The sequence below is a fragment of the Lutibacter aestuarii genome (assembly GCF_042676885.1).
In the GTDB taxonomy this organism is placed as follows: Bacteria; Bacteroidota; Bacteroidia; order Flavobacteriales; family Flavobacteriaceae; genus Lutibacter; species Lutibacter aestuarii.
Window position 1 is genome coordinate 222,789 of the sequence record NZ_JBHTIC010000020.1, and the last position, 24,528, is coordinate 247,316.

The 24,528-nt window shown below is 29.3% G+C and carries 28 protein-coding genes; 9 read left to right on the forward strand and 19 right to left on the reverse strand.

Annotated features, from left to right (window positions below; genetic code table 11):
* From ACFQZW_RS13645 to ACFQZW_RS13660, 4 genes are all read left to right on the forward strand, one after another.
* Positions 1-318, forward strand: coding sequence for a DUF6122 family protein (locus ACFQZW_RS13645; protein ID WP_367181332.1), 318 nt, complete (start codon positions 1-3; stop codon positions 316-318).
* A gap of 61 nt (positions 319-379) precedes the next feature.
* A complete protein-coding gene (ric, locus tag ACFQZW_RS13650) occupies positions 380-1,063 on the forward strand; it encodes an iron-sulfur cluster repair di-iron protein (protein ID WP_386783705.1) in 684 nt (227 codons plus the stop codon).
* Positions 1,064-1,354: 291 nt separating this feature from the next.
* Complete coding sequence (locus tag ACFQZW_RS13655) at positions 1,355-1,849, forward strand: YiiX/YebB-like N1pC/P60 family cysteine hydrolase (RefSeq protein WP_372800448.1); 495 nt, start codon at positions 1,355-1,357, stop codon at positions 1,847-1,849.
* A gap of 23 nt (positions 1,850-1,872) precedes the next feature.
* The gene (locus tag ACFQZW_RS13660; RefSeq protein WP_372800446.1) at positions 1,873-2,274 is read left to right on the forward strand and encodes a DUF4878 domain-containing protein; all 402 of its coding nucleotides are present in this window, start codon (positions 1,873-1,875) and stop codon (positions 2,272-2,274) included.
* A gap of 44 nt (positions 2,275-2,318) precedes the next feature.
* Here the strand turns inward: ACFQZW_RS13660 and ettA are convergent, their stop codons facing one another.
* The 6 genes from ettA to ACFQZW_RS13690 all read right to left on the reverse strand — a co-directional run bounded on the left by ettA (position 2,319) and on the right by ACFQZW_RS13690 (position 6,498).
* The gene (ettA, locus tag ACFQZW_RS13665) at positions 2,319-4,010 is read right to left on the reverse strand and encodes an energy-dependent translational throttle protein EttA (RefSeq protein WP_386783708.1); all 1,692 of its coding nucleotides are present in this window, start codon (positions 4,008-4,010) and stop codon (positions 2,319-2,321) included.
* Positions 4,011-4,061: 51 nt separating this feature from the next.
* Entirely contained in the window at positions 4,062-4,238 is a 177-nt protein-coding gene (locus ACFQZW_RS13670; RefSeq protein ID WP_298263917.1) for a CAL67264 family membrane protein, read from the reverse strand.
* 197 nt (positions 4,239-4,435) lie between these two features.
* Positions 4,436-5,158, reverse strand: a complete 723-nt coding sequence (locus tag ACFQZW_RS13675; RefSeq protein WP_298263916.1) for a pirin family protein — start codon at positions 5,156-5,158, stop codon at positions 4,436-4,438.
* Entirely contained in the window at positions 5,159-5,596 is a 438-nt protein-coding gene (locus tag ACFQZW_RS13680) for a MarR family winged helix-turn-helix transcriptional regulator (RefSeq protein ID WP_298263914.1), read from the reverse strand.
* A gap of 2 nt (positions 5,597-5,598) precedes the next feature.
* Positions 5,599-6,129 (reverse strand): NADPH-dependent FMN reductase, encoded by a 531-nt coding sequence (locus ACFQZW_RS13685; RefSeq protein ID WP_298263913.1) that lies wholly within the window; start codon positions 6,127-6,129, stop codon positions 5,599-5,601.
* On the reverse strand, positions 6,130-6,498 hold the full coding sequence (locus ACFQZW_RS13690) for a DoxX family protein (RefSeq protein ID WP_298263911.1): 369 nt from the start codon (positions 6,496-6,498) through the stop codon (positions 6,130-6,132).
* 131 nt (positions 6,499-6,629) lie between these two features.
* Here ACFQZW_RS13690 and ACFQZW_RS13695 point away from each other — a divergent pair, with 131 nt between their 5' ends.
* Genes ACFQZW_RS13695 through ACFQZW_RS13705 form a run of 3 tightly spaced genes read left to right on the forward strand, consistent with a single transcriptional unit; the run spans position 6,630 to position 9,376 of the window.
* Positions 6,630-8,258 carry an acyl-CoA carboxylase subunit beta gene (locus tag ACFQZW_RS13695; protein ID WP_386783713.1) on the forward strand — a complete coding sequence of 543 codons (1,629 nt, stop codon included), beginning with the start codon at positions 6,630-6,632 and terminating at the stop codon, positions 8,256-8,258.
* A 59-nt stretch (positions 8,259-8,317) separates the two neighbouring features.
* Complete coding sequence (locus ACFQZW_RS13700) at positions 8,318-9,034, forward strand: YebC/PmpR family DNA-binding transcriptional regulator (RefSeq protein WP_386783715.1); 717 nt, start codon at positions 8,318-8,320, stop codon at positions 9,032-9,034.
* Between the two features lie 9 nt (positions 9,035-9,043).
* Entirely contained in the window at positions 9,044-9,376 is a 333-nt protein-coding gene (locus tag ACFQZW_RS13705) for a hypothetical protein (protein WP_298263906.1), read from the forward strand.
* Here the strand turns inward: ACFQZW_RS13705 and ACFQZW_RS13710 are convergent.
* The 3 genes from ACFQZW_RS13710 to ACFQZW_RS13720 are packed head-to-tail and all read right to left on the reverse strand — an operon-like array spanning position 9,360 to position 12,442.
* The gene (locus ACFQZW_RS13710; RefSeq protein WP_386783718.1) at positions 9,360-10,424 is read right to left on the reverse strand and encodes an AMP-binding protein; all 1,065 of its coding nucleotides are present in this window, start codon (positions 10,422-10,424) and stop codon (positions 9,360-9,362) included. The two genes, ACFQZW_RS13705 and ACFQZW_RS13710, sit on opposite strands and share 17 nt — an antisense overlap.
* Before the next feature lie 21 nt (positions 10,425-10,445).
* Positions 10,446-11,405: a CPBP family intramembrane glutamic endopeptidase gene (locus tag ACFQZW_RS13715; protein WP_298263904.1), complete on the reverse strand. Its 960-nt coding sequence runs from the start codon at positions 11,403-11,405 to the stop codon at positions 10,446-10,448.
* Entirely contained in the window at positions 11,402-12,442 is a 1,041-nt protein-coding gene (locus ACFQZW_RS13720; protein WP_298263902.1) for an o-succinylbenzoate synthase, read from the reverse strand. Before ACFQZW_RS13720 ends, ACFQZW_RS13715 begins: the two co-directional genes overlap by 4 nt.
* 69 nt (positions 12,443-12,511) lie before the next feature.
* On the opposite strand from ACFQZW_RS13720, the gene ACFQZW_RS13725 reads away from it, so the two are divergent.
* A complete protein-coding gene (locus ACFQZW_RS13725) occupies positions 12,512-13,420 on the forward strand; it encodes a sterol desaturase family protein (protein ID WP_372802033.1) in 909 nt (302 codons plus the stop codon).
* 49 nt (positions 13,421-13,469) lie between these two features.
* Here the strand turns inward: ACFQZW_RS13725 and ACFQZW_RS13730 are convergent, their stop codons facing one another.
* Positions 13,470-13,841, reverse strand: a complete 372-nt coding sequence (locus ACFQZW_RS13730) for a TM2 domain-containing protein (protein WP_298263900.1) — start codon at positions 13,839-13,841, stop codon at positions 13,470-13,472.
* Positions 13,842-13,880: 39 nt separating this feature from the next.
* Between ACFQZW_RS13730 and ACFQZW_RS13735 the strand changes: the two genes are divergently transcribed.
* A complete protein-coding gene (locus tag ACFQZW_RS13735; RefSeq protein WP_386783722.1) occupies positions 13,881-14,768 on the forward strand; it encodes a hypothetical protein in 888 nt (295 codons plus the stop codon).
* A gap of 78 nt (positions 14,769-14,846) precedes the next feature.
* Here the strand turns inward: ACFQZW_RS13735 and ACFQZW_RS13740 are convergent, their stop codons facing one another.
* The 9 genes from ACFQZW_RS13740 to ACFQZW_RS13780 form a co-directional block, all read right to left on the reverse strand.
* A complete protein-coding gene (locus tag ACFQZW_RS13740; protein ID WP_298263898.1) occupies positions 14,847-15,527 on the reverse strand; it encodes a metal-dependent hydrolase in 681 nt (226 codons plus the stop codon).
* 153 nt (positions 15,528-15,680) lie between these two features.
* On the reverse strand, positions 15,681-17,951 hold the full coding sequence (locus ACFQZW_RS13745) for a TonB-dependent receptor domain-containing protein (protein ID WP_298263897.1): 2,271 nt from the start codon (positions 17,949-17,951) through the stop codon (positions 15,681-15,683).
* A 232-nt stretch (positions 17,952-18,183) separates the two neighbouring features.
* On the reverse strand, positions 18,184-18,567 hold the full coding sequence (locus ACFQZW_RS13750; protein WP_298263895.1) for a hypothetical protein: 384 nt from the start codon (positions 18,565-18,567) through the stop codon (positions 18,184-18,186).
* A 79-nt stretch (positions 18,568-18,646) separates the two neighbouring features.
* Complete coding sequence (locus ACFQZW_RS13755; RefSeq protein ID WP_372800843.1) at positions 18,647-19,540, reverse strand: 1,4-dihydroxy-2-naphthoate polyprenyltransferase; 894 nt, start codon at positions 19,538-19,540, stop codon at positions 18,647-18,649.
* Positions 19,541-19,569: 29 nt separating this feature from the next.
* Complete coding sequence (locus ACFQZW_RS13760) at positions 19,570-20,349, reverse strand: (Fe-S)-binding protein (RefSeq protein ID WP_386783726.1); 780 nt, start codon at positions 20,347-20,349, stop codon at positions 19,570-19,572.
* A 20-nt stretch (positions 20,350-20,369) separates the two neighbouring features.
* Entirely contained in the window at positions 20,370-20,816 is a 447-nt protein-coding gene (locus ACFQZW_RS13765) for an LNS2 domain-containing protein (RefSeq protein ID WP_298263893.1), read from the reverse strand.
* Between the two features lie 38 nt (positions 20,817-20,854).
* The gene (locus ACFQZW_RS13770; protein WP_298263892.1) at positions 20,855-22,162 is read right to left on the reverse strand and encodes a (Fe-S)-binding protein; all 1,308 of its coding nucleotides are present in this window, start codon (positions 22,160-22,162) and stop codon (positions 20,855-20,857) included.
* Positions 22,163-22,348: 186 nt separating this feature from the next.
* Positions 22,349-23,305, reverse strand: a complete 957-nt coding sequence (locus tag ACFQZW_RS13775) for an MlaD family protein (RefSeq protein WP_386783729.1) — start codon at positions 23,303-23,305, stop codon at positions 22,349-22,351.
* 60 nt (positions 23,306-23,365) lie between these two features.
* Positions 23,366-24,502: an N-acetylmuramoyl-L-alanine amidase family protein gene (locus ACFQZW_RS13780; RefSeq protein WP_298263888.1), complete on the reverse strand. Its 1,137-nt coding sequence runs from the start codon at positions 24,500-24,502 to the stop codon at positions 23,366-23,368.
* Positions 24,503-24,528 lie beyond the last annotated feature (26 nt).

Consider the following 24,528-nt stretch of genomic DNA (forward strand, 5'->3'; position numbering starts at 1 on the left):
TTGGAAATTTTAAGGTTTGTTACTCACTACGGAATGCATTTCTTAATTCCTGGTTTTATTGCTTTTATTTTTTTTAAAGATAAATGGAAAACCACTTGGCTCATATTTATACTAACTATGTTAATAGATATTGACCACTTATTTGCTACTCCAATCTTTAGCCCTAATAGATGTAGCATCAATTTTCATCCTTTACATACCAATTACGCTATTGTTTTATATTTTTTTATGCTAGCACCATCCAAAACTAGAATTATTGCAATAGGGTTACTCTTTCATATACTAACTGACTATTTAGATTGTTGTTGGATTAAATAATAAAAGACTTATTTGTCTTTTATTATTTTTTTACTATATTTGCAGTATAAATTTTACAACAATGTTAGATATAAAAAATAAAACGATTGCTGAAATTGTTAGCGATGATATAAGTACCGCTTCAGTTTTCAAAAAATACAATTTAGATTTTTGCTGTGGAGGTGGAAAAACAGTTGAAAAAGCTTGTATTAAGGCAAATATAAATGTAGATGAAGTAATCAACGATTTACTTTCCAATACTCCAAAAAATGATGCTCCTACATTAAATTTTAAAGACTGGAATCCTGAATTTTTAGCAGATTATATTGTAAATGTTCATCATACTTATGTTAAAGAAAATTTAAGTATAATTAATGAGTTTTCTACAAAAGTAGCAAGTGTACATGGGCATCATGCTCCTGAAACAATTGAAATTGATCATTTATTTACTACTCTTTCAAATGAATTAATTTCACATTTAGAAAAAGAAGAAACAATTTTATTCCCTGCTATAAAGTCTAAACTTAAAGACCCTAATTTTAGCTACGATAAAAATGTTATTGCAATTTTAGAAGATGAACATGACAGTGCTGGAACTATTGTTAAAAAAATTCAAGAATTAAGTAACAACTTTACACCTCCTGTATGGGCATGTAATACTTTCAAAGCTTTATATCATAAATTAGATGAATTTATCAACGATTTGTATCAACATATTCATTTAGAAAACAATATACTATTTCCAAAAGTAAAATCGTTAAATTAATCCCAAAACTTTAAAAACTTCAAGTTAACTCTTGAAGTTTTTTTACGATTTAAAAATACTTTTTACCTTTTAAAAACTATTTTTAAAATAAACTCACTAATTTTATAGTACTACTACTAATTTAATCGCTGTTAAGTATTTCAATCGAAATCAATTACTATGATTAAAAAGTATTGCTCATACTCGACTTTAGTAATTATAATAGTATTTATTTTACTAAGCAGTACTTTTATTATAACTATAAATTATAAAAATTTTAATCATTTAAAAAGAAACATCACACAAATCAAATTGAAAGATGTAAAAAATGGAGATTTGATTTTAAGATGTGGAAGATCTACAGAAAGTTATGCCATTCATTTAGCAGATAGTAATGCTGAATTTACTCATATTGGCATAATTAAAATAGAAAATAACATACCATACGTAATTCATGCAGTTCCTCATAAAAATAATTTTATTAAAAAAGAACGCTTAAATGAATTCCTTAATCCAAAAAAGGCATCAAAAGTTGCTATTTATAGAACCAATTTTAATTCAACCATTTTAAAAAATGTAGTGATGCAAGCAAATACATTTTTTGAGAAAAAGTACATTTTTGACAATGAGTACAATTTGCAAACAAATACCAAGCTTTACTGTACGGAGTTAATTTTAAAATCATTTCAAAACGCAGGGATTCATTTAAATGTTCAAACAAAAAAAATAAAATATGTAATTGGTAATCATGCCATCATCTTCCCTTCAGAATTCACTAAAAAACCTCATTTTAAAAGAGTTATCTAATATAAATCAATAAAAAAACAATTATGAAACAATTAAAATTTTTTCTCGTTCTGTTTTTAACAACAGTATTTTTAAGTATAAATTCCTGTAGCAGTGGCTCTGCTCCAAGTGATACCATAAAAACAGCTTATGATTTAATGAAATCTAAAAATTTTAAAAAAGTAGCTGCTTTATACGTAAATCATGATGGCGAAAAGTTTTCAGAAGAAGAAGCAAAAAAAATGGAAGGTTTATTAGGAATGGCTTCTAAAGAAGAATTTGATAAAAAAAATGGTTTAAAGAATATAGTTATTGATGAAGAAACCATTTCAGAAGATGGAAACAGTGCTAAAGTAAAATATACGGTACATTTTAAAAATGGCGATAGTGAAAAAGAAGATGCCAAACTCATAAAAATGAATGGTAAGTGGTTTATAAAAATGTAACATTTATTAAAAAATCCCAGAATTTCTTCTGGGATTTTTTTCAATTATCTAACTAGTTTTTTATACTTAATACGTTTAGGCATTAAATCTCCTCCTAAACGTTTCTTTTTATTTTCTTCGTAATCAGTAAATGATCCTTCAAAGAAATAAACTTGAGAGTTTCCTTCAAAAGCTAAAATATGCGTACAAATTCTGTCTAAAAACCAACGGTCGTGACTAATTACAACTGCACATCCAGCAAAATTTTCTAAACCTTCTTCTAAAGCTCGTAATGTATTCACATCCAAATCGTTGGTAGGCTCATCTAACAATAACACATTTCCTTCTTCACGCAATGTCATCGCTAAATGTAAACGGTTTCGCTCTCCTCCCGATAATGTATTTACTTTTTTATTTTGTTCACTTCCTGAAAAATTAAATCGACTTAAATATGCGCGAGAATTCACTTGTTTTCCTCCCATTAAAATTAACTCTTGTTCATCAGAAAAATTTTGCCAAATGGTTTTTTCAGGATCTATATTTGAATGGCTTTGATCCACATAAGCTATTTTAGCGGTTTCACCAACCTTAAACTCTCCTTTATCAGGAGTTTCTTCTCCCATAATCATTTTAAAAATGGTCGTTTTTCCAGCTCCATTAGGTCCAATAACACCAACGATTCCTGCTTGAGGTAAATTAAAATTCAAATCTTCGTATAATAATTTATCACCAAAGGCTTTAGAAACACCTTTGGCCTCTATTACATTTGTTCCTAAACGAGGCCCATTAGGTATGTAAATTTCTAACTTTTCATCTAGTTGAACTTGATCTTGACTCATTAACTTATCGTAATTTGCCAAACGAGCTTTAGATTTTGCATGACGCCCTTTTGGAGCCATCCGTACCCACTCTAACTCTCTTTCTAATGTTTTTTGACGTTTAGAAGCTTGCTTAGATTCTTGAGCTAAACGTTTAGATTTTTGATCTAACCAAGAAGAGTAATTACCTTTCCAAGGAATTCCTTCACCTCGATCCAATTCTAAAATCCAGCCAGCAACATTATCTAAGAAATAACGGTCGTGAGTTACTGCAATTACTGTTCCTTTATATTGTTGTAAATGGTGTTCTAACCAATGTACAGATTCTGCATCTAAGTGGTTTGTAGGCTCATCTAACAATAATACATCTGGTTCTTGTAATAATAATCTGCACAAAGCTACTCTTCTTCGTTCACCACCAGACAAGTGCTTTATAGGGGTATCACCATCTGGAGTTCTTAATGCATCCATAGCAATCTCCAGTTTTGTGTCTAACTCCCAAGCATTGGCAGCATCAATTTTATCCTGAAGCACAGCTTGTTGTGCCATTAATTTATCCATTTTTTCAGCATCTGAATACACTTCTTCCAAACCAAACATATCGTTTATTTTGTTGTATTCGTCTAAAATAGCAACGGTTTCTGCAACACCTTCTTTTACAATATCTAACACTGTTTTAGAATCATCTAACTGAGGCTCTTGAGATAAATATCCTACAGAATATCCTGGAGCAAAAACAACGTCTCCTTGATAATTTTTTTCAATTCCGGCAATAATCTTTAACAATGTAGATTTACCAGATCCGTTTAATCCTAAAATTCCAATTTTGGCTCCATAAAAGAAGCTTAAGTAAATATCTTTTAAAACCTGTTTATTAGCTCCTTGATAGGTTTTACTAACACCTGACATTGAAAAGATAACTTTCTTATCGTCTGACATTTTTTATGTTTTTAATTATTATTTAAATTTTAGTTTAAAGAGTTGAATGCACTAAACTCTACCCTTTAAAGCATTAAATACCCAAGCAATTGCAAAAAAACCTATACCAACTGCTGCAAATCCCCAACCTGCTATTTCGTTGTACCTAAAAGCTCCTAACCCAATTAAAATTACTCCAACAATTATCATTATGGCTGTTGCCCAAGCTAATACTGTATTTTTATTCATTTTTATAAATCTTTCTTATTTTTTTAAATTCCCATTTAATGAGCAGTTTGCAAATATCGTAATTTTAAAATGAATTTCATAAAAAACACCCGCTATTAAAAGGGTGCTATATTAAAAAAATAAACTGATTGTATGTTAAAATTAAACTACTTCGGTTAAATTTTTCTAAACTATAATTTAATGAAAAATCATTTTTATTAAAACTGCATCGGTACTTCAATAAAAAGTAATTCAGATGCTGTTTGAGAGTGTATTGAAAATTGTAATGTTTGATATACACCAATAGCATCTCTTTTAGATAAAAAAGTGTTATCTACTGTAATTTCACCATCAATAACCATTAGATATACTCCATTGTTTTTTGATTTAAGTTGATATGTGAACTCTTTACCTTTACTTAAATCTATTCTTGAAATTTGTGCATTTTGATGAATTTTTAAAGAATCTTTTAACTCTTCATCAATTGAAGAAACCAATACTTGTAACTTATCAGCTCTTTCTAATGCGCTAAACGCTTTTTGATCATATCTTGGAGTTGCGTTTTGTTTGTTTGGAACAATCCATATTTGAAATAAATTAATGCTTTCATTTGGTAAATTATTCATTTCAGAGTGCATAATTCCACTTCCAGCACTCATAACTTGTACCTCTCCAGTTTTAATAGAAATCCAAGTATTACTCATAGAATCTCTATGTTTCAAACTTCCTTTTAGAGGAATGGTAATTATTTCCATATTTTCATGAGGGTGGGTTCCAAATCCCATTCCTCCTTCAATAATATCGTCATTTAAAACTCTTAAAGCACCAAAATTCACTTTTTCTGGATGGTAATAATTAGCAAAACTAAAGGAATAATTTGCTTTTAACCATCCATAATCTGCCGTACCTCTTTCACTTGCTCTGTATATATTTTTTTCCATTTATCTAATTTTATCTAGAAGTGAATTCAATTTTTTTGCTTCACTTTCGGTTAAATTTTTCATTTGATTATCAAATTCAGAATTATTTATTTTTTCCAAAAGTTCTAATCCACTTTTTGAGATTTTAACATAAACCACTCTTCTATCGTTTTCACAGCGTGTTCGTTCAATTAAATTTTTATCGCATAATTTATCCATTAAACGAGTAGAGTTAGGTGATTTTTGTACCATTCTTTCTTTAACTGTAGTTACTGTAATGGCCCTTTTGGCTCCTCTTAATATTCGTAAAATATTATATTGCTGAACAGATATTTTATAAGGTTTTAATATTTCATTCCCACAACCATCTAACCAGTTTGCAGTATATTTTATATTTATTAAAGCCTTTATTTTTTCGTTTGGAAACTTCGAATTTATATCTTTAGCAATATCACCCATAACTAAATAGTATTTTCAAATTTTTGAACCACAGATAGTAACTTTTGTTTCAATTCCATATTGGTAACTTGACCGTTATTAAAATTTTCATTAAATGAAGGAAATGCCAAACTTCCAACAATATTAGCGTTATGATAAGGAAACCTGTTCAAAGCAATTTCTAAAACTGATTGACCTCCTCTAACTCCTGGAGAAGTACTAAGCAAAATTAGAGGTTTATTTCTAAACACCTTAGCCTCAACTCTTGAGAGCCAATCAAATGTATTTTTAAATGCTGCAGAATAAGCTCCATTATGTTCAGCTAATGAAATGATAAAGCCATCGGCTTTTTCAAATAATTCATTTAATTTTTTAGTGCCTTCTGAAAAACCTTGTTTTGCTTCAATATCTACCGAAAATAACGGCATTTCAAATTTATTTAAATCAATTTTTATTAAAGTAACGTTATTTACTAATTCTCCAACATACTCAGCAAGTTGCTTATTAATTGAATTTCTACTCGAGCTTCCTCCTAATGTTATTATATTTTTCATTTAAACTATTGAATTTTTAAAGGTTCTTTTTCCAAATATATAAGATAAAATTAACAACGCCATTGCAATAACAGCCGCTGTTTGCTCACCATCTCCAATCATAAAATGAGCAAAAAAAGCTAAAACTATTTCAAAAAACAATGCTGAATACACCCATTCTTTAATTATTGATTGCTTTTGAATAACTAATACTAAAACCGCTGTAGTTTTTGCTATTGCTAAAGGATATATTAAATATGTAGGATAACCAAAGCTTTTAAATGCTTCTTCAATGGCTAAATAATTAAAGATATACATTCCTGCTGACATTAATAATAAAACTCCTAATAGTGTAGTACTAACCCAGTAAATAATTTTATTTAAATTCATTTTTTATATTTTAATTTTTGACAAATATACAATAAATTTTTATTATTTACCTAGGTATTTATTTTCCAGGTACCTATTCAACAATATTTAACATTCATTTTGTACTTTAGCACCTATCAAACTCATTATAAATGGACATCAACTTCAATAAAAACGAAGATCATAATAAGCTGCAAATAGCGGAGTTAAAACGAAAACTACTAAAAGTATATAAAGGTGGTGGAGAACAACGCATATTAAAACATAAAGAAAAAGGTAAACTAACAGCTAGAGAACGTATTGATTATCTTTTTGATAAAAATTCTGAAACCCTAGAAATTGGTGCTTTGGCTGGAGAAGGCATGTATTCTGAACACGGAGGTTGTCCATCTGGTGGAGTAATTGTAAAAATTGGGTATATAAAAGGTAAACAATGTATTGCTGTAGCCAATGATGCTACCGTTAAAGCAGGTGCTTGGTTTCCAATTACAGGGAAAAAGAATTTACGGGCTCAAGAAATTGCAATTGAAAATAAACTTCCCATAATTTATTTAGTTGATAGTGCAGGAGTTTATTTACCTATGCAAGATGAAATTTTTCCAGATAAAGAACATTTTGGACGCATATTTAGAAACAATGCTGTAATGAGTAGTATGGGAATTACACAAATTTCAGCAGTGATGGGGAGTTGTGTAGCTGGTGGTGCTTACCTACCTATAATGAGCGATGAAGCAATGATTGTTGACAAAACTGGTAGTATTTTTTTAGCAGGAAGCTATTTAGTAAAAGCCGCTATAGGCGAAAACATAGATAATGAAACATTAGGTGGAGCTACAACACATTGTGAAATTAGTGGTGTTACTGATTACAAAGCCATTGATGATAAAGATGCTCTTGATAAAATTAGAACTATTGTTGATAAAATAGGGGATTACGACAAAGCGGGATTTAACAGACGTGAAACTAAACCTCCGATTGAAAATCCTGAAGAGATTTTTGGAATTTTGCCTAAATTAAGAACTGATCAATATGAAATTCGTGCCATTATTGAACGATTGGTAGATAATTCAGAATTTGAAGAATATAAAAAAGAATATGGTAAAACTATTGTTTGTGCTTATGCTCGAATTGATGGTTGGGCTGTAGGTATTGTTGCCAATCAACGTACAGTCATAAAAAATGCTAAAAAAGAAATGCAATTTGGAGGTGTTATTTATTCAGATTCTGCGGACAAAGCCACTCGGTTTATAGCCAATTGTAATCAGAAAAAAATTCCATTGGTATTTTTACAAGATGTTACAGGATTTATGGTGGGTAGTAAAAGTGAGCATGGAGGAATTATTAAAGACGGTGCCAAAATGGTAAATGCAGTAAGTAATTCTGTGGTTCCTAAATTTACCATTATTATTGGGAACTCCTATGGTGCTGGAAACTATGCAATGTGTGGTAAAGCTTATGACCCCAGATTAATTGTTGCATGGCCATCTGCTAGATTAGCTGTTATGGGAGGAGAACAAGCCGCAAAAGTTTTATTACAAATTGAAACCGCTTCACTTAAAAAACAAGGAGAAAAAATAACCAAAGAAAAAGAAGAAGAAATTTTAAAATCGATTAAAAAAAGGTACGACGCACAAACGTCTCCTTATTATGCTGCAGCACATTTATGGACCGATGCCATAATTAATCCACTTGAGACAAGAAAATGGATTAGCATGGGAATTGAAGCTGCCAATCACGCCCCAATAGAAAAACCATTCAATTTGGGAATTATTCAAGTTTAAAAAATTGTAAAAATAATTGGTAATATATACATTTGCATCACTAAAAATATAAAGTACTTATGGGAAGAGCCTTTGAATTTAGAAAAGCACGTAAAATGAAACGTTGGTCAGCTATGGCAAAAACCTTTACACGCATTGGTAAAGATATTGTGATGGCAGTTAAAGAAGGAGGTCCTAATCCAGATACCAACGCGCGTTTAAGAGCAGTAATTCAAAATGCAAAGGCAGCTAATATGCCTAAAGATAATGTTGAACGTGCTATAAAAAAAGCAAGTGATAAAGACACCGCTAATTACAAAGAAGTACTATTTGAAGGCTATGCACCTCATGGAGTGGCAATTTTAGTTGAAACTGCAACTGATAACAATAATCGAACTGTTGCAAATGTAAGAGCTGCCTTTAATAAATGTGATGGAAATATGGGAACTTCTGGTTCAGTAGCCTTTATGTTTGACCATACTTGTAATTTTAGAGTAAAAGCAGAAGATTTAACCATGGATTTGGAAGAATTTGAGCTAGAATTAATCGATTTTGAAGTTGAAGAAGTTTTTGAAGATGAAGATGGAATTTTAATTTATGCTCCTTTTGAACAATTTGGTGCTATTCAAAAGTTTTTAGAAGAAAATAATTTAGAAATTTTATCTTCAGACTTTGAACGTATACCTACTACCACAACTAAGCTGAATGAAGATCAACAAGTTGATGTTGAAAAATTATTAGAACGTTTAGAAGAAGATGATGATGTACAAAATGTGTATCATTCTATGGAAATGTAATTCTTATCTATGTTTTTATTGGGTAAAAAAACTTCAGAATTAAAAAATGAAACATCAAAAGATGTTATTTGTCCTAATTGTAATGCTATAAATACTACCAAAATTTCAGTCATTGGAATTTATAAACATCTATTTCATATTCCATTTTTGTCAAGTGGTAAATATGGAAAATCTATTTGTAATGATTGTGCTAAGGAATACAATTTAGAAACAATGCCTAAACTTACTAAACTTGCTTATTTTGAACTTAAAGAAACTGTTAAAACTCCTATTTGGTTTTACGCAGGTTTGATAGGTTTAAAAACTCTTATTTTAATTAAAATTTTTAGTAAATATTTTTAAGTAATTTTATTGTTTCAACTCTATTAATTTTACTTGTTGGAGTTTCAATAAAAGCATTTATAAAATATATTTCTTTAGGCTTTTCATACTTTGAGAGTAAGGTCGTTTTTTTTAGTTTACTTTCAAGTGAAATATCATTTTTACCCTCAACTAATAAAATTAACTTTTCTCCTAATATTGAATCAGAAATTCCAGTTATAAAAAAACGCTTTTGAATAATTGATGCTAATTTTTCTTCAATTTGCTCTGGAATTAATTTAACCCCTCCTGAATTAATAATAGTATCAAACCGTCCTAACCACTTAAACTCAGTTTCAGATATAAGTTCAACCAAATCATTTGTAATCACTAATTCATTAGCTACCTCAGGGGCATTAATTACCAAACAGCCTCTATAATCTTTTGAAACAGTAATATTTGGAAGTGTTATATAATTAAATTTCACATTTAAATTTAACTCTTTTCCTTCAAAATTATTTAATTTTTTTACAGCAATATGGGTAATAGTTTCTGTCATGCCATAAGTTGCATAAACATTAGTTTTAATAACTTGTAGTTGATTTAATAGTTTTTCAGAAACCACTCCACCTCCAACAATTAATTTCTTAATTTTATTAATTTGAGGTAATGAATTATGCAATTGTAAAGGTACCATCGCCGAAAAATCATATACTTTTTTAATTGTCCTTAACGGATTTGAAGTTGCAGAAACAACATCTAAATGCCAACCTAATGTGAGAGCTCTTACCAGCATCATTTTTCCTGCAATAAAATTTGGAGACATACATAAAAGTACTTTAGCATTTTCTTTTATATTGAAATATGCTCCTGTCGCTTTAGCACTATTTATCATTAGTGCTTTTTGAAGTTGAATAATTTTGGGAGTACCTGTGGAACCAGAAGTTTTTACTTCAACAAATGGTTCTAGGTTAAACCACTCTTTAAGAAATTGAGCAATTTCATTAGAAACTCCTTCTGAAAATAAAATCAATTCTTCTATTGATGAAAAAGATTCTCCATTTATTTTAAAGGATTTATGAATGAACATGGCAGATTTCAACACACTAATTTAAGCTATAAATTCGTTTTCATTTAATTCAATTGGTTTTAAAACTGTACCAAATAGTTTTTCTTTCCAATTTGTCCAGCCATATTTTTTTGAAAAAATAATAAGCACTAAAGGATATAGCACTAGCACAGGAACAAACATTTCCCATCCAACAGATGGTTCTGAAGTATCTATAAGTAAAGCATCTGTCTGAAAAACAGTCCAATTAGCTGTAACTAATACCGCTGCTACAATATTATTCGCAGCATGAAACCCTAGCGCTAACTCTGTGCCTTCATCCATTAAAGTAAAAACACCCAATACTAAACCTGTACCAATATAATACACCATACTTATCCAACCTAATTTTTCAACTTCAGGATTTAAACCATGTAGCAATCCAAATATAACAGCGGTTAAAATTAATGCCACGAATGATTTTTTAAACCACGTTCCAAAACCTTGCATTAAATAACCTCTAAACAATAATTCTTCCATACTGGTTTGTATTGGTAAAAATAAAAAGGAAACGATTACTAATAGTATAAATGAAACTGGTTTAAAATTCCATACATAATTTTCTGGTTCTAAATAATAACCTATAGCTATCATTAAAACACCTATAAGTCCCCAAACACCAAATGCATAAAAAATACGACTCCAATCAATTTTTGTTCTGCTAGTTACCAAACTTGTTATTTTTCTTTTGTGAATTGTTTTAACACCTAGTAACAACGCCATTAAACCTCCCAAAAAAGTAAAAATCATGAGCAATAAATACAGGTTTGAGTCTATTCCTAAGTTTGTGAAATTATTTATGGCAGCATCCATAAACTCTTGTGTATTTTCAGCATATAAAAATGCAGTTCCAATTAAAGGTATCACACCCAAAAATTGCCAACCAAAAACCAATAAAAAAAGTGTTACTAAATATGCCCACCACTCATTATTTCCTTTATATGCTTGTTGTATAAATTTCATACTTCTAAATTATATTTCCATTTTAAACTATTATTATAAAACAAATGTCCCTTTTTTACTTCTAACGGACTTTCAAAATTATTTGTAAATAAACTTCCAGTACCTAAACCTTGTGGAATTTTATTTCCTAAATTATAAGTCCATTGAGCTATGGCATTTAATCCTATATTACTCTCCAATGCTGATGTTATCCACCAACCTATATTACTTTTTTCGGCTAAATTTATCCATTTTTCACTTCCTCTAAAACCACCTACCAAACTAGGTTTTAAAATTATATATTTCGGCTGTATTATTTGTAGTAATTCTTGCTTTCTTGTTACATCAAAAACGCCTATTAACTCTTCATCTAAAGCAATTGGTATTGGTGATTTTGAACATAAATTTGCCATTTCATATGGCTGACCTTGTTGAATTGGTTGCTCTATTGAATGAATTTGAAACTCTGACAGTTTTTTTAATTTTTCCAAAGCTTCATTTGGCTTAAAAGCACCATTTGCATCAACTCTTAACGTAATCTCTTTCGGATTAAACTCATCACGAATACTTTTTAAGAGTGACAACTCAGAATTAAAGTCAATAGCACCAATTTTCATTTTTATAGTAGAAAATCCCACTTCTAACTTTTCTTTAATTTGTTGTTTCATAAAAGCTTCACTTCCCATCCAAATTAATCCATTGATACAAATGGAGTCTTTTGTTTGAGTAAATTTAGATGGAAACAATTCAAAAGAATTTAAGCTTTTTAATGACAGATATGCTTGTTCTAATCCGAATTGAATGGAAGGGTACTCTTTTAACTTCAGCAACAATTCTTCAATATTATGATTGATGTTATTGCAAAGCCATTTTAATTTTTCTTCATAATCTGGTTTATCATCAGCGCTTAAACCTTTAAATAAACCGCACTCACCTATTCCTATTTTAGTATCCTCATATAATTTTAAAAAATACGTTTCCTTTGTTTTTAACACCCCTCTAGAAGTTCCACTTGCTTGTTTAAAAATCAACGTATATTTTTGATATGTTGCCTTCATTTCTTTTAAAAATTGAAAGATACAAATATTTAAAAATTTATTTTATATTGGTACATAATAATCATAAAAATGGAAGTTCCACACATACCTAATTTAATTTATTACGCAATTCCTTTTTTTATAGTCACTGTTATTTTTGAAGGAATTATATTGTTTAAAAAAGATCCTAAGACATACCAAATTAAAGATACGTTAGCTTCTTTATCTATGGGTATTGGTAACGTAGTTTCTAATTTATTAAGTAAATTATTAGTTGCTTTTATTATTACTTTTTTATATGAAAATTTCAGAATTACAACCATTCCTTTTGTATGGTGGGCTTGGTTACTAATCTTATTTGCTGATGATTTTTTTTATTATTGGTCACATAGAATTGGACATGAAAGCAGATTTTTTTGGGCTTCACACATTGTACACCATTCTTCTCAAAAATACAATTTAAGTACCGCTTTGCGTCAAACTTGGACTGGTGGTTTTTTTAGTTTTATATTTTATATCGCATTACCTTTTTTAGGTTTTCATCCTTTGATGATTTTTACACAGATGAGTATAAGTTTGCTATATCAATACTGGATTCATACAGAGTTAATACACAAAATGCCAAAATGGTTTGAAGCTATTTTTAATACTCCATCTCACCACAGAGTGCATCACGGAAGTAATCCATTGTACTTAGATCGAAATCATGCAGGAATATTTATTATTTGGGATAAACTTTTTGGAACATTTCAACCAGAACTTAATGATGAAAAAGTAATTTATGGATTAACTTCAAACATAACTACTTTTAATCCTCTAAAAATTGCTTTTCATGAATGGGTTGCTGTTTTTAAAGATGCTTTTTCCGCTCAAACAACTTTTTTAAATAAGCTAAAGTATTTTATAAAACCTCCTGGATGGAAACATGATGGTACAGGATTAGTATCAGATGATTTACGAAAAGAATGGCTATCATCTAAATCTAAAAAAATTGAATAAAAAAAGAGAAGTTAATACTTCTCTTTCCATTTATAAATTTGAGTTTTTTCTAAAAGAAATCTGCTTTATAGCTTCCATTATGAGGCTTATAATCTCCAGTTATAATTCTAATCATATCAATTATCCACCAAATTCCAAGACCTCCTAGCGTAATTATAAAAAGTACATTAATATACCAAGGATTTCCTAAATACCACTTATGTCCAGCTAAACCTCCTAAAAAAATACCTAATAACAATGCAATACCTTGACTTTTTTCTGAGCCAGCAGCAGCTGGAGAAACTAACACTTCTGCTACTGAAGTTTTATTAACTTGTGTAGAGGTATCAAATGTTGAAACTCTTTTAACTGGAAAAGAAGCATAACTAAAACTTGTCATCAATAATAGAGACACTATTGATAAAATAATTTTTAATTTCATAACTTTTAAATTTAAATTTGTAATCAAATCTAATAAAAAATGCCTAAAAAGAGTACATCCTTTATTTTAATTTTAACCTTATTACTTTTTAATAAAACTATTTATGCACAAAATGAACAAGAATATTTAGGGGTTATTAAATTAAACGACTCTTCTTTTATATCCTACAGATTAAATTTATTTGAAAATAATAATTTAATATCTGGATATTCAATTACTGATATTGGTGGTGATCACGAGACTAAATCCAATATTACAGGCACATACAACAATAAAACCAATATGCTGTCATTTAAAGAAATTGGAATTATTTATACTAAATCTGAAATCTCTGACTATGATTTTTGTTACATACACTTTGAAGGGAAAGTACTCAATGTAAATTCAAAAAAAAATATAGAAGGTGAATTTAGAGGACTGTACAGTGATGGAAGCACTTGTATAGATGGAGAAATTAAACTTAAGAATATTGAAAAAATAGAAAAAAAAGCTGGAAAAATTGACAAAGTAATTCAAAAATCAAAACGTATTGATAATACTATTAAATCAACTGTGAGTGTGGCTCAGACTTTAGATACTTTAAAAATGAATATTTTAAAACCCAATCAAAACTTAACTATGTTTTCAACTTCATCTGAAGTTAAATTAAAAATTTATGATGCTGGAAAAGTAGATGGTGATAAAATTAATATTTATATAAATGACACCATTTTTCTCAGAAATTTTGTTGTAAATAAAAAAATAAAGCAACTTACAATTCCTTTAAAGTCTAAATCAACTACTGTTCAAGTTGAAGCTTTAAATATTGGTACAATTTCTCCAAACACTGCTAAAATTGAAATTATTGATGATGAAAATAACATCAATACTTTAACCCGTTTAAAAACAAGAGAAAAAACATCTATAACTATTGTTAAAAGCAATTAATTATTTTTCCAACACTCTAGTTTTGGGATTCTTTTTTAGGGTTTTTATTTAATGGCATCGCACAACTTTGATAAATTTTTATATTTTTAAATTTCCTCCTATTGGTAATAAATACAACTCTTTTTTAGACTTTGCAAACTTTTCAAAAGCTTCTTTGTGGTTAATTTTTATATAACCAAACGTATCAAAATGATATCCTAAAACTTTATTACAATTTAAAAATTTACTCGCTTTAATAGCTTCATCAATACCCATTGTAAAATTATCTCCAATAGGTAAAACTGCCAAATCTAAATCTCCAATAACATCAGGTATTAACTTCATATCGTAGGTTAAAGACGTATCACCTGCAATGTAAATTCTATGATGTCCAGTTTCAATTACAAATCCCCCTGGCTGACCTCCGTAACTTCCATCTGGGAATGAGCTTGAATGAATGGCATTTGTATAATGAACTGTACCAAAATCAAAATTCCATTTTCCCCCATGATTCATTGGGTGTCCTTCAATGCCTTTATGTTCAAAATAAGTAACAATCTCATAATTAGAAATTATTTTGGCTCCTGTTCGTTTTGCTATTGCTTCAACATCCAATATATGATCTTGGTGCGCATGAGTAATTAGAATATAATCTGCCTGTAATTTATTAATATCTATGGTTGAGGCCAACTCATTTGCTGTAATAAAAGGGTCTACTATAAGGGTTTTATCTTTTGTTTCAATACTTAAACTTGCATGTCCTAAATATGATATTTTCATTGTATGGGTGGTTTTTAATTGGTTTACTGCAATTTAAAAAATATATTTCAACCATTTTAAATTTATTTAATTTTAATTCCTATAAATAAACAAAAAACCACAGAAAGCTTTCTTTCTGTGGTTAACAAACAAACAAATAAGTATCTTCTAATATTAGAACTGATACTTAAAATACGTTGTAAAATTTCTACCAGGTTCATAAATATTACCTGCAAGAGTATTTGAATTGTTATAAGAAAAATTCAAATGTTCATAATACGTTTTATCAAAAATGTTTAGCACTGCAAATCCTATAGAAAAACCTTTAAAGGGCTCAATACCCGCTCTAACATCTAATGTTCCAAAACCTGGGGTTTCTTCTTCCATAAAAGTTTCTGACACTCTGCTTTGCTTAGCTACCAAACGAGAGCTTAGTGCTAGCCAATATAATGTACCTTCATATTTAGCTCCTAAATTTGCCATAAATGGAGGAATATGTGCCAAAGGTTCGTCAAAATCTTTATTTTGAGCACTTGTAAAAGAAATGTCAGAAGTAAAGGATAAACGCTCTGAAGCCTTTACATTGAAAGAAAATTCAAAACCAGTTTGAGAAGCTTTATCTATATTTATAAACTGTTTTGCATATACCGGAGGAGTTGTTGACATAAATTTTCTTGGTATTGAAGTATTAACAAATGCAGAAATATAATCTGTTAAAAAAGAATGAAAAACTGAAGCGCCTAATTCAATAGTTTTAAAACTTTTTAAAAAAGAAAGTTCTAGTTGAGTATTTACTTCAGGTTTTAAATTTGGATTTCCCACATATTCATAAGGATCTACTCCTACAGTAAAATGGTTAATATAACGTTCAACCATAGAAGCTGTTCTTACTCCTCTACCAATGGCTAGCTGCGTTTGAAATCCGTTTTTTTGGTGTTTTACAGAAGCGTTAGCGCTTATATTAGTTTCTGTTACATCACCAATAGTTCCACCATATAATTCTTCAAAATCTGCTGCAGCATCATTTAAAGAGGTAGAAATAAAATCGGCTCTAATTCCTGTAGTAATCGTTGTAAAATCCGATAGCTTGAATTTTCCTTCAGCAAAAATTCCAACATCATTTAAACTAGCATCTTGCCATATTTTATCCGTAAAAGTTTTAGGAGTTGGTAATATCATACCATTCATCATTTTCACTATTCGTGTTCTATCACCCTTTCTATCTATTAAGTTTGCATCAATTCCTGTATAAATTCTGGTAGTATTTGAAGGAGTTATCACCAATTCAGCTTTTCCTCCATAAGTCCAAGATTCTACTGGTGATTGTGCATCAACCATTTTAAAATTAGGTCTATTTTCATTGGTCATTAAATGATCTACGTACGAATAAAATGCTTTTACAGAAAAGCTATTAATTTTTTCAGAAATTTCTTTCATTTTATAATCTATTCCTGCTAAATAGCTATCATCATATGGTGAATCCATTGCCAAACCTGCATGGTCAATATCTCTTCCAAAGGATTGTCTCCAGCTTAATTGCAAACGTTGTTGTTCGGTTGGATTAAACCCAATTTTTAAAGAATAATCTGTTGTTTTAAAAGATGAAGGAACTTCTGTTCCGTTTCCATCTTCATAATCACCAAAATCTCTATACGAACCATTTAAATGAATATCGAATTTTTTTGCTACATATAATGCCGAAGCACCACTTACTAAATTATTTCCATTGGTTTCATAACCACCTTCAACACTTGCATGAAATCCAATTTGTTCTTTGGTTGGATTTTTAGATACTAAATTAATAATACCTCCAAAGTTTTGTCCAAAGCGAACTGTAAAAGGTCCTTTTACAATTTCAATTTTTTCAATTTCTTCTGGGATAACGTGTGTGGTTATAGGATCCATTCTATTCGGACAGGCATTCAGTACTTTCATACCTCCATCATATTGAACATTTAACTGCTCATATTTAAACGAACGAAACACTGGCTCCGAGGCATAAGCTCCTTTTTTAGTGATACCAAAACCTTTAATATCTTTAAACAAATGCCCCACACTTCTAGGTTGACTTATTCTTTTTTCCGCATCATTTATTACAGTAGATTGTGCTATATCTTGCAGTGGGTTTGCTGCTACCAATATTTCATTTAATTCAATTTGAGCCAAGGCTAGTTTTATTACCATATTATTTTGTAATGGTACTATAACTTTTTTATAGCTTATGTGTGTAATTTCAATTTTATCTCCAATTTCAGCATTTATCAAAAACTCTCCATTGTTTTTTGAAGTAGCAAAAACATTATTTTTTAAAACTCTGATAGTTACATATTCAATTGGATTATTTGTATTTTCTTCAACAATTTTCCCTTTTATTTTAGTTGATTGTGCATAAGAAAACACCGTTGTTAGTAAAACAATAAAGCTAAGTAGTAATTTATTTTTCATTAGTTTTTTTCAATTTTTAAAATAATTGCAATAGTTTTTTCAATTAATTTATCGTTAATTGAATATTTCTTCATTTAAGTATACAATTACACCACTCTACTATAAATTATTTCCAACATACTCTCTAGTATGTTTTAAAAATTTAATGTAAAATGTTTACGAAGTATCGGAAGTATTTATTTGTTCATAAAACTTCAAAATAATTCGAAATAATAAAAAGTGATGTAAAAAATTAAGAAAGGTTTCTTGGAGGCTTAAAAATAGTATTTAAAAAGTTTTGAGAAGTGTTTTTATAAACATCTATACTTTTAGTAACTATTAATTGTTGTTCTTTAAAACTGTAAGAAAATTCATTTAAAGGGCTTATCGGGTAATCTTTTAACTCAATTCCTGGAACTGTAGATTTATGGTCGTGGTTGGTATGATCAACCTCTTTTAGCTGTTTTTCTAAATAACATTTTCCATTACATTCTAAATAAGGTTTGTCTTTGTTTTCACAAAGCACTGTTGCAATATATTCGTAGTTTGCATAATACTCAATAATTGGCATTACTGGACGAACCATAGCCAATAAATATAATAAGTAAAAAAATATGCCTAAAAACTGACGTTTCATCAACAGGGTTTAAATAATGGACAAATATATCTTTTATTTTTTTATTTTTTTGTGATTGTAATCACTATATTAAAAAAAATTATAACATAAAACCTAAACCAAATAACAGAGAAAACAAAAATGTACTGATTGCTAGTTTTTTAAGTTCTGGATCTAATTTTTTTGGGTCATTATTCTTATATACAACTATAAAATGTTTTATTATTGGAATAAAAGCCAGTGCAAATATAAATTGATAATATGACTTGAAATGTATCATTGTATACAGTAGTGCAAATAAAAATGAAGAAATTAGTAAGTAATAATGATAGTATTTAGCAAATTCAATACCTATTTTAACTACTAAAGTATTTTTACCTGATTTAATATCTGAAGCTCTATCTCTCATATTGTTTAAGTTAAGAACACCTATACTTAAAAAACCTATTGAAAATGCAGGTAAAAGTATTGTTATTTGAAATTGTTTGGTATATAGATAATAGCTTCCGATAACACTTAACAATCCAAAAAAAATAAATACAAAAAAATCTCCAAAACCACTATAACCATATGCCTTTTTGCCTACGGTATATTTTATAGCAGCTACAATACTTGCTAAGCCCAGTATAAGAAAAATACTTATGTTTATAAAATCATCTTTTCCAAACGCCAAGTAAATTAATAGAATTGCAATACAAAAAGTAACCGCACTTGTTATAATTATTGCCTTGCGCATTGCTTTTGGCGTTATTACACCGCTTTGGATAGTTCTTTTGGGGCCTACTCTATCCAAATTGTCTGTTCCTTTGATACCATCACCATAATCATTCGCAAAATTTGAAATAATTTGAAAACCTACGGTAGTTAATAAAGCTAAAACACAAATTTTCCAATTAAAATAGTTTTCAGATGCGGCAATAAAGCTTCCAACTATAATCCCTGAAACCGATAAAGGTAAGGTTCTTAAACGAGCTGCATTAATATAGTTATTTATCATATGTAGTAGAAAAACAAGAACGAATTTTACAAATCTTCAGCATTTGCAATTAGTTCTGCAATATCTAAAACTTCTATTTCTTGTTCTTTGTCAGTAGCTTTTACTCCATCAATCATCATTGTATTACAAAAAGGACAGCCAGTTGCTATAATATTTGGTTGTACTTCAATAGCATCTTCAGTTCTTTCAACATTTATATCTTTAGTGCCTTTTTCAGGTTCTTTAAACATTTGTGCTCCACCTGCTCCACAGCATAAACCATTTGTTTTGCAGCGTTTCATTTCTACCAATTCAACATCTAATTTTTTAATTAAATCTCTTGGTGCTTCATAAACATCATTAGCTCTTCCCAAATAGCAAGGATCGTGAAAAGTGATACGTTTTCCTTTAAATTTACCACCTTCTATAGTAATTCTACCTTCATCTAATAAGGATTTTAGCAACTCTGTATGGTGCACAACTTCATAAATACCTCCAAGTTCAGGATATTCATTTTTTAACGTATTAAAACAGTGAGGGCAAGCTGTAACAATTTTTTTAACTTCATACGCATTTAAGACTTCAATATTTGTCATAGCTTGCATTTGAAATAAAAACTCATTTCCTGCTCTTTTAGCTGGATCTCCTGTACAGCTTTCCTCAGTACCTAAAACAGCAAATTCAACATTTGCTTTGTTTAATAGTTTTACAAAAGCCTTTGTTATTTTTTTTGCTCTGTCATCAAAGCTTCCAGCACAACCTACCCAAAATAAAACTTCTGGTTGTTTTCCTTGTGCCATCATTTCAGCCATTGTTGGTACATTCATGTTTTAAAATTTTATATTTTTTATTCGTGTTTACCGTCGTCAAAAACTTCAATAGTAACTTCTTTTTCTACTAAATCAGTAAATTTACCTCTATATCTAGTTGCTTTTACCAAATGATTATCAATCCAATGGTAATTTCCTCCTCTTGGTTTTCCCATTAATAAGCTATGATATTTGAAACCATTATTTTTTAACCAAATTTCAGTATAGTCTCTGTGCGCTTCCAAACGAGATGTAAAAAAACAAATGATATGTCCTTCATCATACCATCCATTTAACGTTTTTAAAGCATCTGGGTAAACTTTAGCCGTTAGCATTCTTTCTGGTTCTTCATTAGGAATATCGTCGCAAATTGTTCCATCTATATCAATTAAATAGTTTTTAATTCCTTCTGGTAAAATTGGACTTATATGTAATCCTTCTTCAACTTTTTTATGTAAAAGTTTATCTACATCTTCTTTTTTCATTCTTATGGGTTTAAATGATTTTTTATAGTTATTAGTTATTATTCATCTTTCCAATTCAATCTATCCATTTGATTGTATTGCCAAGGTGCTCCATTATTTTCAATATTGGTCATCATTATGTTAAGCTCTTGAGAAGCTGCTGACTGTTCCATTACTAAATAACGACGCATATCTATGATTATAGATAACGGATCAATATTTACAGGACATTCTTCAACACAAGCATTACAACTTGTACAAGCCCAAATTTCTTCTGGAGTGATATAGTCATTTAATAATTGTTTACCGTCGTCTTTATACGTTCCGTTTTTATCAATATTTTTACCTACTTCTTCTAACCTATCACGAGTTTTCATCATAATAGCTCTTGGCGATAATTCTTTACCTGTTTGGTTTGCTGGACAAGAAGAAGTGCAACGTCCACATTCTGTACAAGTATAGGCGTTTAGTAATTGAATTCTATTTAAGTCCATTACATCACTGGCTCCAAATTTTTCTGGCATCTCTTCTTCTGCTCCTTCTGGTGCCGCAGCAAAAGGATCTACATTTGGATCCATCATCATTTTAACTTCATTGGTTACTGCTTCCAAATTATTAAATTGCCCTTTTGGATTTAAACTGGCAAAATAAGTATTAGGAAATGCCAATAAAATATGAAGATGTTTAGAATAGTATAGGTAATTTAAAAATACTAAAATACCAGCAATATGCAACCACCAAGCAGTGCGTTCGATATAAAATAAAGTTCCTGCATTAAAATTGTTTTCGAAAAAAGGAACTAAAAATTGACTAATTGGGTTTCCTGCGTTGTTTTGTTGAAAAGGTACATCAGTAGCATTCATAATTAAAAACAAACTCATTAATACCATTTCAAAATATAAAATGTATAAGGCATCATTTTTAGGAAAGCCCTTCATTTCTTTATTCCAAAAACGAGGAATTCTAACAATCATTCTTCGTATCCAAAATACAATTACAGAGATTAAAACTAAAAATGCTAATATTTCAAAAGAAGCGATTAAAAAGTGATAAAAACTTCCTAAAAAAGTAAATGCTCTATGGGTTCCAAATAATCCATCAATTATAATTTCAAGAACTTCAATATTAATAATTATAAAACCAACATAAACAATAATATGCAAAATTCCAGCTATTGGGCGTTTTACCATTTTAGATTGCCCTAAAGCAATCATGCCCATGTTTTTCCATCGTTGAGCTGGATGGTCTTTTCTATTGATTGTTTTTCCTAGTTGAATGTTTCTGTAAATTTTTTTTATATTTTTTACAAAAAATCCAATTCCTGCGATAAGAAGAATTGCGAATGCAATAGTACCAATATAGTTCATAAACCCAGTTTGTTATTGATTTTTTAATTCTTTTTACTTATATTGATTTTCAACTTTTATAACTAAAATCTTGTTACAAATTTAAATTAATATTATTGAAAACTTGGTTGATTTTTAACAATTATAGCCTATTAAAATTTAATATTAGTTAAAAATATAACCCAATTAATAGGTAAAATTCAACACTTATTTTTCTGAACTTTCAGGTTTATAACCTTTATCCTTTTTTCCAAACAAAGAGAAATGCACAAATCTTTTTGGATACAGTTTCATTTCTCTTAACAATTCCTCTAATTCTTTAGAAGCATTGGTTAAATTGGTATACATTGCTTCATCGTTTAACAGCTTCCCTAAAGTGCCGTTTCCTGCTTCTAAATTGGTTAAAATTTGATTTATATCTTTTACCGTATTCTCTAAATTTTTAACGGTACTTCCAATATTAGCATTAACTAAAGAATCTGATATTTTAGCTAAATTTCCTGACAATAATTCAGCATTTGATAATGTATTATTGAGCTTAGCCTCATTATCTTTAAGCAAACTATTTATTGATGCTGAAGCTGAATTAAAGTTGGAAATGGTTGAATTTAGTTGCGCAATGCTGTTTTTTAGATTCTCCCTACTTTTCATATCTAAAACATCTGTTAAACCTGTCATTAAAGAATCGGCACTTACGATTACATTTTCAACTTTGGCCTGAAGCGGATTTAATTTTTCGGTTACTGATGAAAATATATCAGATTCAATTTCTCCTGTTAAAAAATCTCCAGATTTTGCGGTTTCTCCTTCAAATGAAGGTACTACAGCTAATGATTTTCCTCCCATTAAACTTGCACTATAAATTTTAGCAATGCTATTTTTTGAAAATTCAAAATCATTTTCAACACTAAACTCTACTATTAATCTTCCTCTCTTTTCTGGATTTTTATTGAATTTAATAGCTATAACTTTACCAACTTCTACGCCATTTATAGTTACTACACTAGCTGTATTTAATCCTTGTACATTGCTATATTCAGTAAAATACGTATTTAGTGGACCATCAAATAAGTTAAGTCCTTTTAAAAAATTGTATCCCCAAACAAATAATGCTAGCACTATAACTGCGACAACGCCTGTTTTAAATTCTCTTGTAATTTTCAAATCAAAATTTTTTATTGAAGCAATATTACTAATTATTTTTGTGAGTAATTAACAATACAGCTATGATTTTTTTAAAACTTCTTCAATAGCTATTTTTTTACCATTTTTAAAGGCTACAATGAAAGCAGTAGAATATCCTTTAGATTTTGCCAACCTTTGAAATTCTTTAATTTCGGAATAATTAGAAGTTGATCCTAAATAATATTTATAACTTCTTCCTACTTTAACACGCTCCACATTTTTTAATCCTTTAAAATTATACGGTTTTGTAACTAATTTTCTTGATCCTGAAGCAATTTGAACTTTAAATTGGATATTTTCAAACACTTCATTAGTGGTATTTTCAGTTTCGATATTTACTTGATTTGAAACGATAGTGTTATCTGTTTCAATAGTATTTAAAAAAAGTTGTTCTTTATATTTCTTTATACTTTTGTAAATTGAATTTGCAAATTTTTGTTGCCCATCAACAGAGCTTAAAAATGCCGCTTCATTTTTATTAGTTATAAATCCTGTTTCAATTAATACACTCGGCATATAAGTTTGATGTAAAACAACAAAACCAGCTTGTTTTACATTTCTATTTCTTCTTTTTAAGGTGTTTGTAAACCCATCTTGAATAATACTTGCTAACTGGATACTTTGATCTAAATATTCTTCTTGCATTAATGTTAAACCAATAACAGACTCAGGTGAATGTGGATCGAAACCTTTATAGTTTTCTTGATAGTTATCTTCCAATTCAATTACCAAGTTTTCCGCTTTGGCAACTTCAAAATTTTGCTTGTTTGCATGAGTTCCCAAAACCCAAGTTTCTGCTCCATATGCCTGAGTATGATGTGCGTTACAATGTACCGATACAAATAAATCGGCATCCGCTTTATTTGCTATTCTTCCTCTTTCCCATAAGTCAACAAATACATCTGTTTTACGAGTATAAACAACTTTAATCCCTTTCTCTTTCTCTAGAAGTTTACCGATTTGCAACACAATTTTTAGTGCAATATCCTTTTCTCTAATTTTTTTGTATCCTATTTTCCCAGGATCTTTCCCACCATGACCAGCATCTAGTACTACTACAAATTCTTTTTTTTGAGCAAATACACTAGTTGTTGTAAAAAAAAGTGATAAAAAAAACACGAAAATAAGACTAAGATTCGTTGTAATTTTAATTTTATGTAAGAGTTGTGAGTTCATCAATTATTTTAATTATTTTTGGCAAC

What these genes read in the sequence shown, in the direction of transcription:
- ric (WP_386783705.1), top strand. Translation starts at nt 380, where the DNA reads ATGTTAGATATAAAAAATAAAACGATTGCTGAAATTGTTAGCGATGAT.
- ACFQZW_RS13660 (WP_372800446.1), top strand. Translation starts at nt 1,873, where the DNA reads ATGAAACAATTAAAATTTTTTCTCGTTCTGTTTTTAACAACAGTATTT.
- ettA (WP_386783708.1), bottom strand. Translation starts at nt 4,010, where the DNA reads ATGTCAGACGATAAGAAAGTTATCTTTTCAATGTCAGGTGTTAGTAAA.
- ACFQZW_RS13670 (WP_298263917.1), bottom strand. Translation starts at nt 4,238, where the DNA reads ATGAATAAAAATACAGTATTAGCTTGGGCAACAGCCATAATGATAATT.
- ACFQZW_RS13675 (WP_298263916.1), bottom strand. Translation starts at nt 5,158, where the DNA reads ATGGAAAAAAATATATACAGAGCAAGTGAAAGAGGTACGGCAGATTAT.
- ACFQZW_RS13680 (WP_298263914.1), bottom strand. Translation starts at nt 5,596, where the DNA reads ATGGGTGATATTGCTAAAGATATAAATTCGAAGTTTCCAAACGAAAAA.
- ACFQZW_RS13685 (WP_298263913.1), bottom strand. Translation starts at nt 6,129, where the DNA reads ATGAAAAATATAATAACATTAGGAGGAAGCTCGAGTAGAAATTCAATT.
- ACFQZW_RS13690 (WP_298263911.1), bottom strand. Translation starts at nt 6,498, where the DNA reads ATGAATTTAAATAAAATTATTTACTGGGTTAGTACTACACTATTAGGA.
- ACFQZW_RS13695 (WP_386783713.1), top strand. Translation starts at nt 6,630, where the DNA reads ATGGACATCAACTTCAATAAAAACGAAGATCATAATAAGCTGCAAATA.
- ACFQZW_RS13700 (WP_386783715.1), top strand. Translation starts at nt 8,318, where the DNA reads ATGGGAAGAGCCTTTGAATTTAGAAAAGCACGTAAAATGAAACGTTGG.
- ACFQZW_RS13705 (WP_298263906.1), top strand. Translation starts at nt 9,044, where the DNA reads ATGTTTTTATTGGGTAAAAAAACTTCAGAATTAAAAAATGAAACATCA.
- ACFQZW_RS13710 (WP_386783718.1), bottom strand. Translation starts at nt 10,424, where the DNA reads ATGTTCATTCATAAATCCTTTAAAATAAATGGAGAATCTTTTTCATCA.
- ACFQZW_RS13715 (WP_298263904.1), bottom strand. Translation starts at nt 11,405, where the DNA reads ATGAAATTTATACAACAAGCATATAAAGGAAATAATGAGTGGTGGGCA.
- ACFQZW_RS13720 (WP_298263902.1), bottom strand. Translation starts at nt 12,442, where the DNA reads ATGAAGGCAACATATCAAAAATATACGTTGATTTTTAAACAAGCAAGT.
- ACFQZW_RS13725 (WP_372802033.1), top strand. Translation starts at nt 12,512, where the DNA reads ATGGAAGTTCCACACATACCTAATTTAATTTATTACGCAATTCCTTTT.
- ACFQZW_RS13730 (WP_298263900.1), bottom strand. Translation starts at nt 13,841, where the DNA reads ATGAAATTAAAAATTATTTTATCAATAGTGTCTCTATTATTGATGACA.
- ACFQZW_RS13735 (WP_386783722.1), top strand. Translation starts at nt 13,881, where the DNA reads ATGCCTAAAAAGAGTACATCCTTTATTTTAATTTTAACCTTATTACTT.
- ACFQZW_RS13740 (WP_298263898.1), bottom strand. Translation starts at nt 15,527, where the DNA reads ATGAAAATATCATATTTAGGACATGCAAGTTTAAGTATTGAAACAAAA.
- ACFQZW_RS13745 (WP_298263897.1), bottom strand. Translation starts at nt 17,951, where the DNA reads ATGAAAAATAAATTACTACTTAGCTTTATTGTTTTACTAACAACGGTG.
- ACFQZW_RS13750 (WP_298263895.1), bottom strand. Translation starts at nt 18,567, where the DNA reads ATGAAACGTCAGTTTTTAGGCATATTTTTTTACTTATTATATTTATTG.
- ACFQZW_RS13760 (WP_386783726.1), bottom strand. Translation starts at nt 20,349, where the DNA reads ATGAATGTACCAACAATGGCTGAAATGATGGCACAAGGAAAACAACCA.
- ACFQZW_RS13765 (WP_298263893.1), bottom strand. Translation starts at nt 20,816, where the DNA reads ATGAAAAAAGAAGATGTAGATAAACTTTTACATAAAAAAGTTGAAGAA.
- ACFQZW_RS13770 (WP_298263892.1), bottom strand. Translation starts at nt 22,162, where the DNA reads ATGAACTATATTGGTACTATTGCATTCGCAATTCTTCTTATCGCAGGA.
- ACFQZW_RS13780 (WP_298263888.1), bottom strand. Translation starts at nt 24,502, where the DNA reads ATGAACTCACAACTCTTACATAAAATTAAAATTACAACGAATCTTAGT.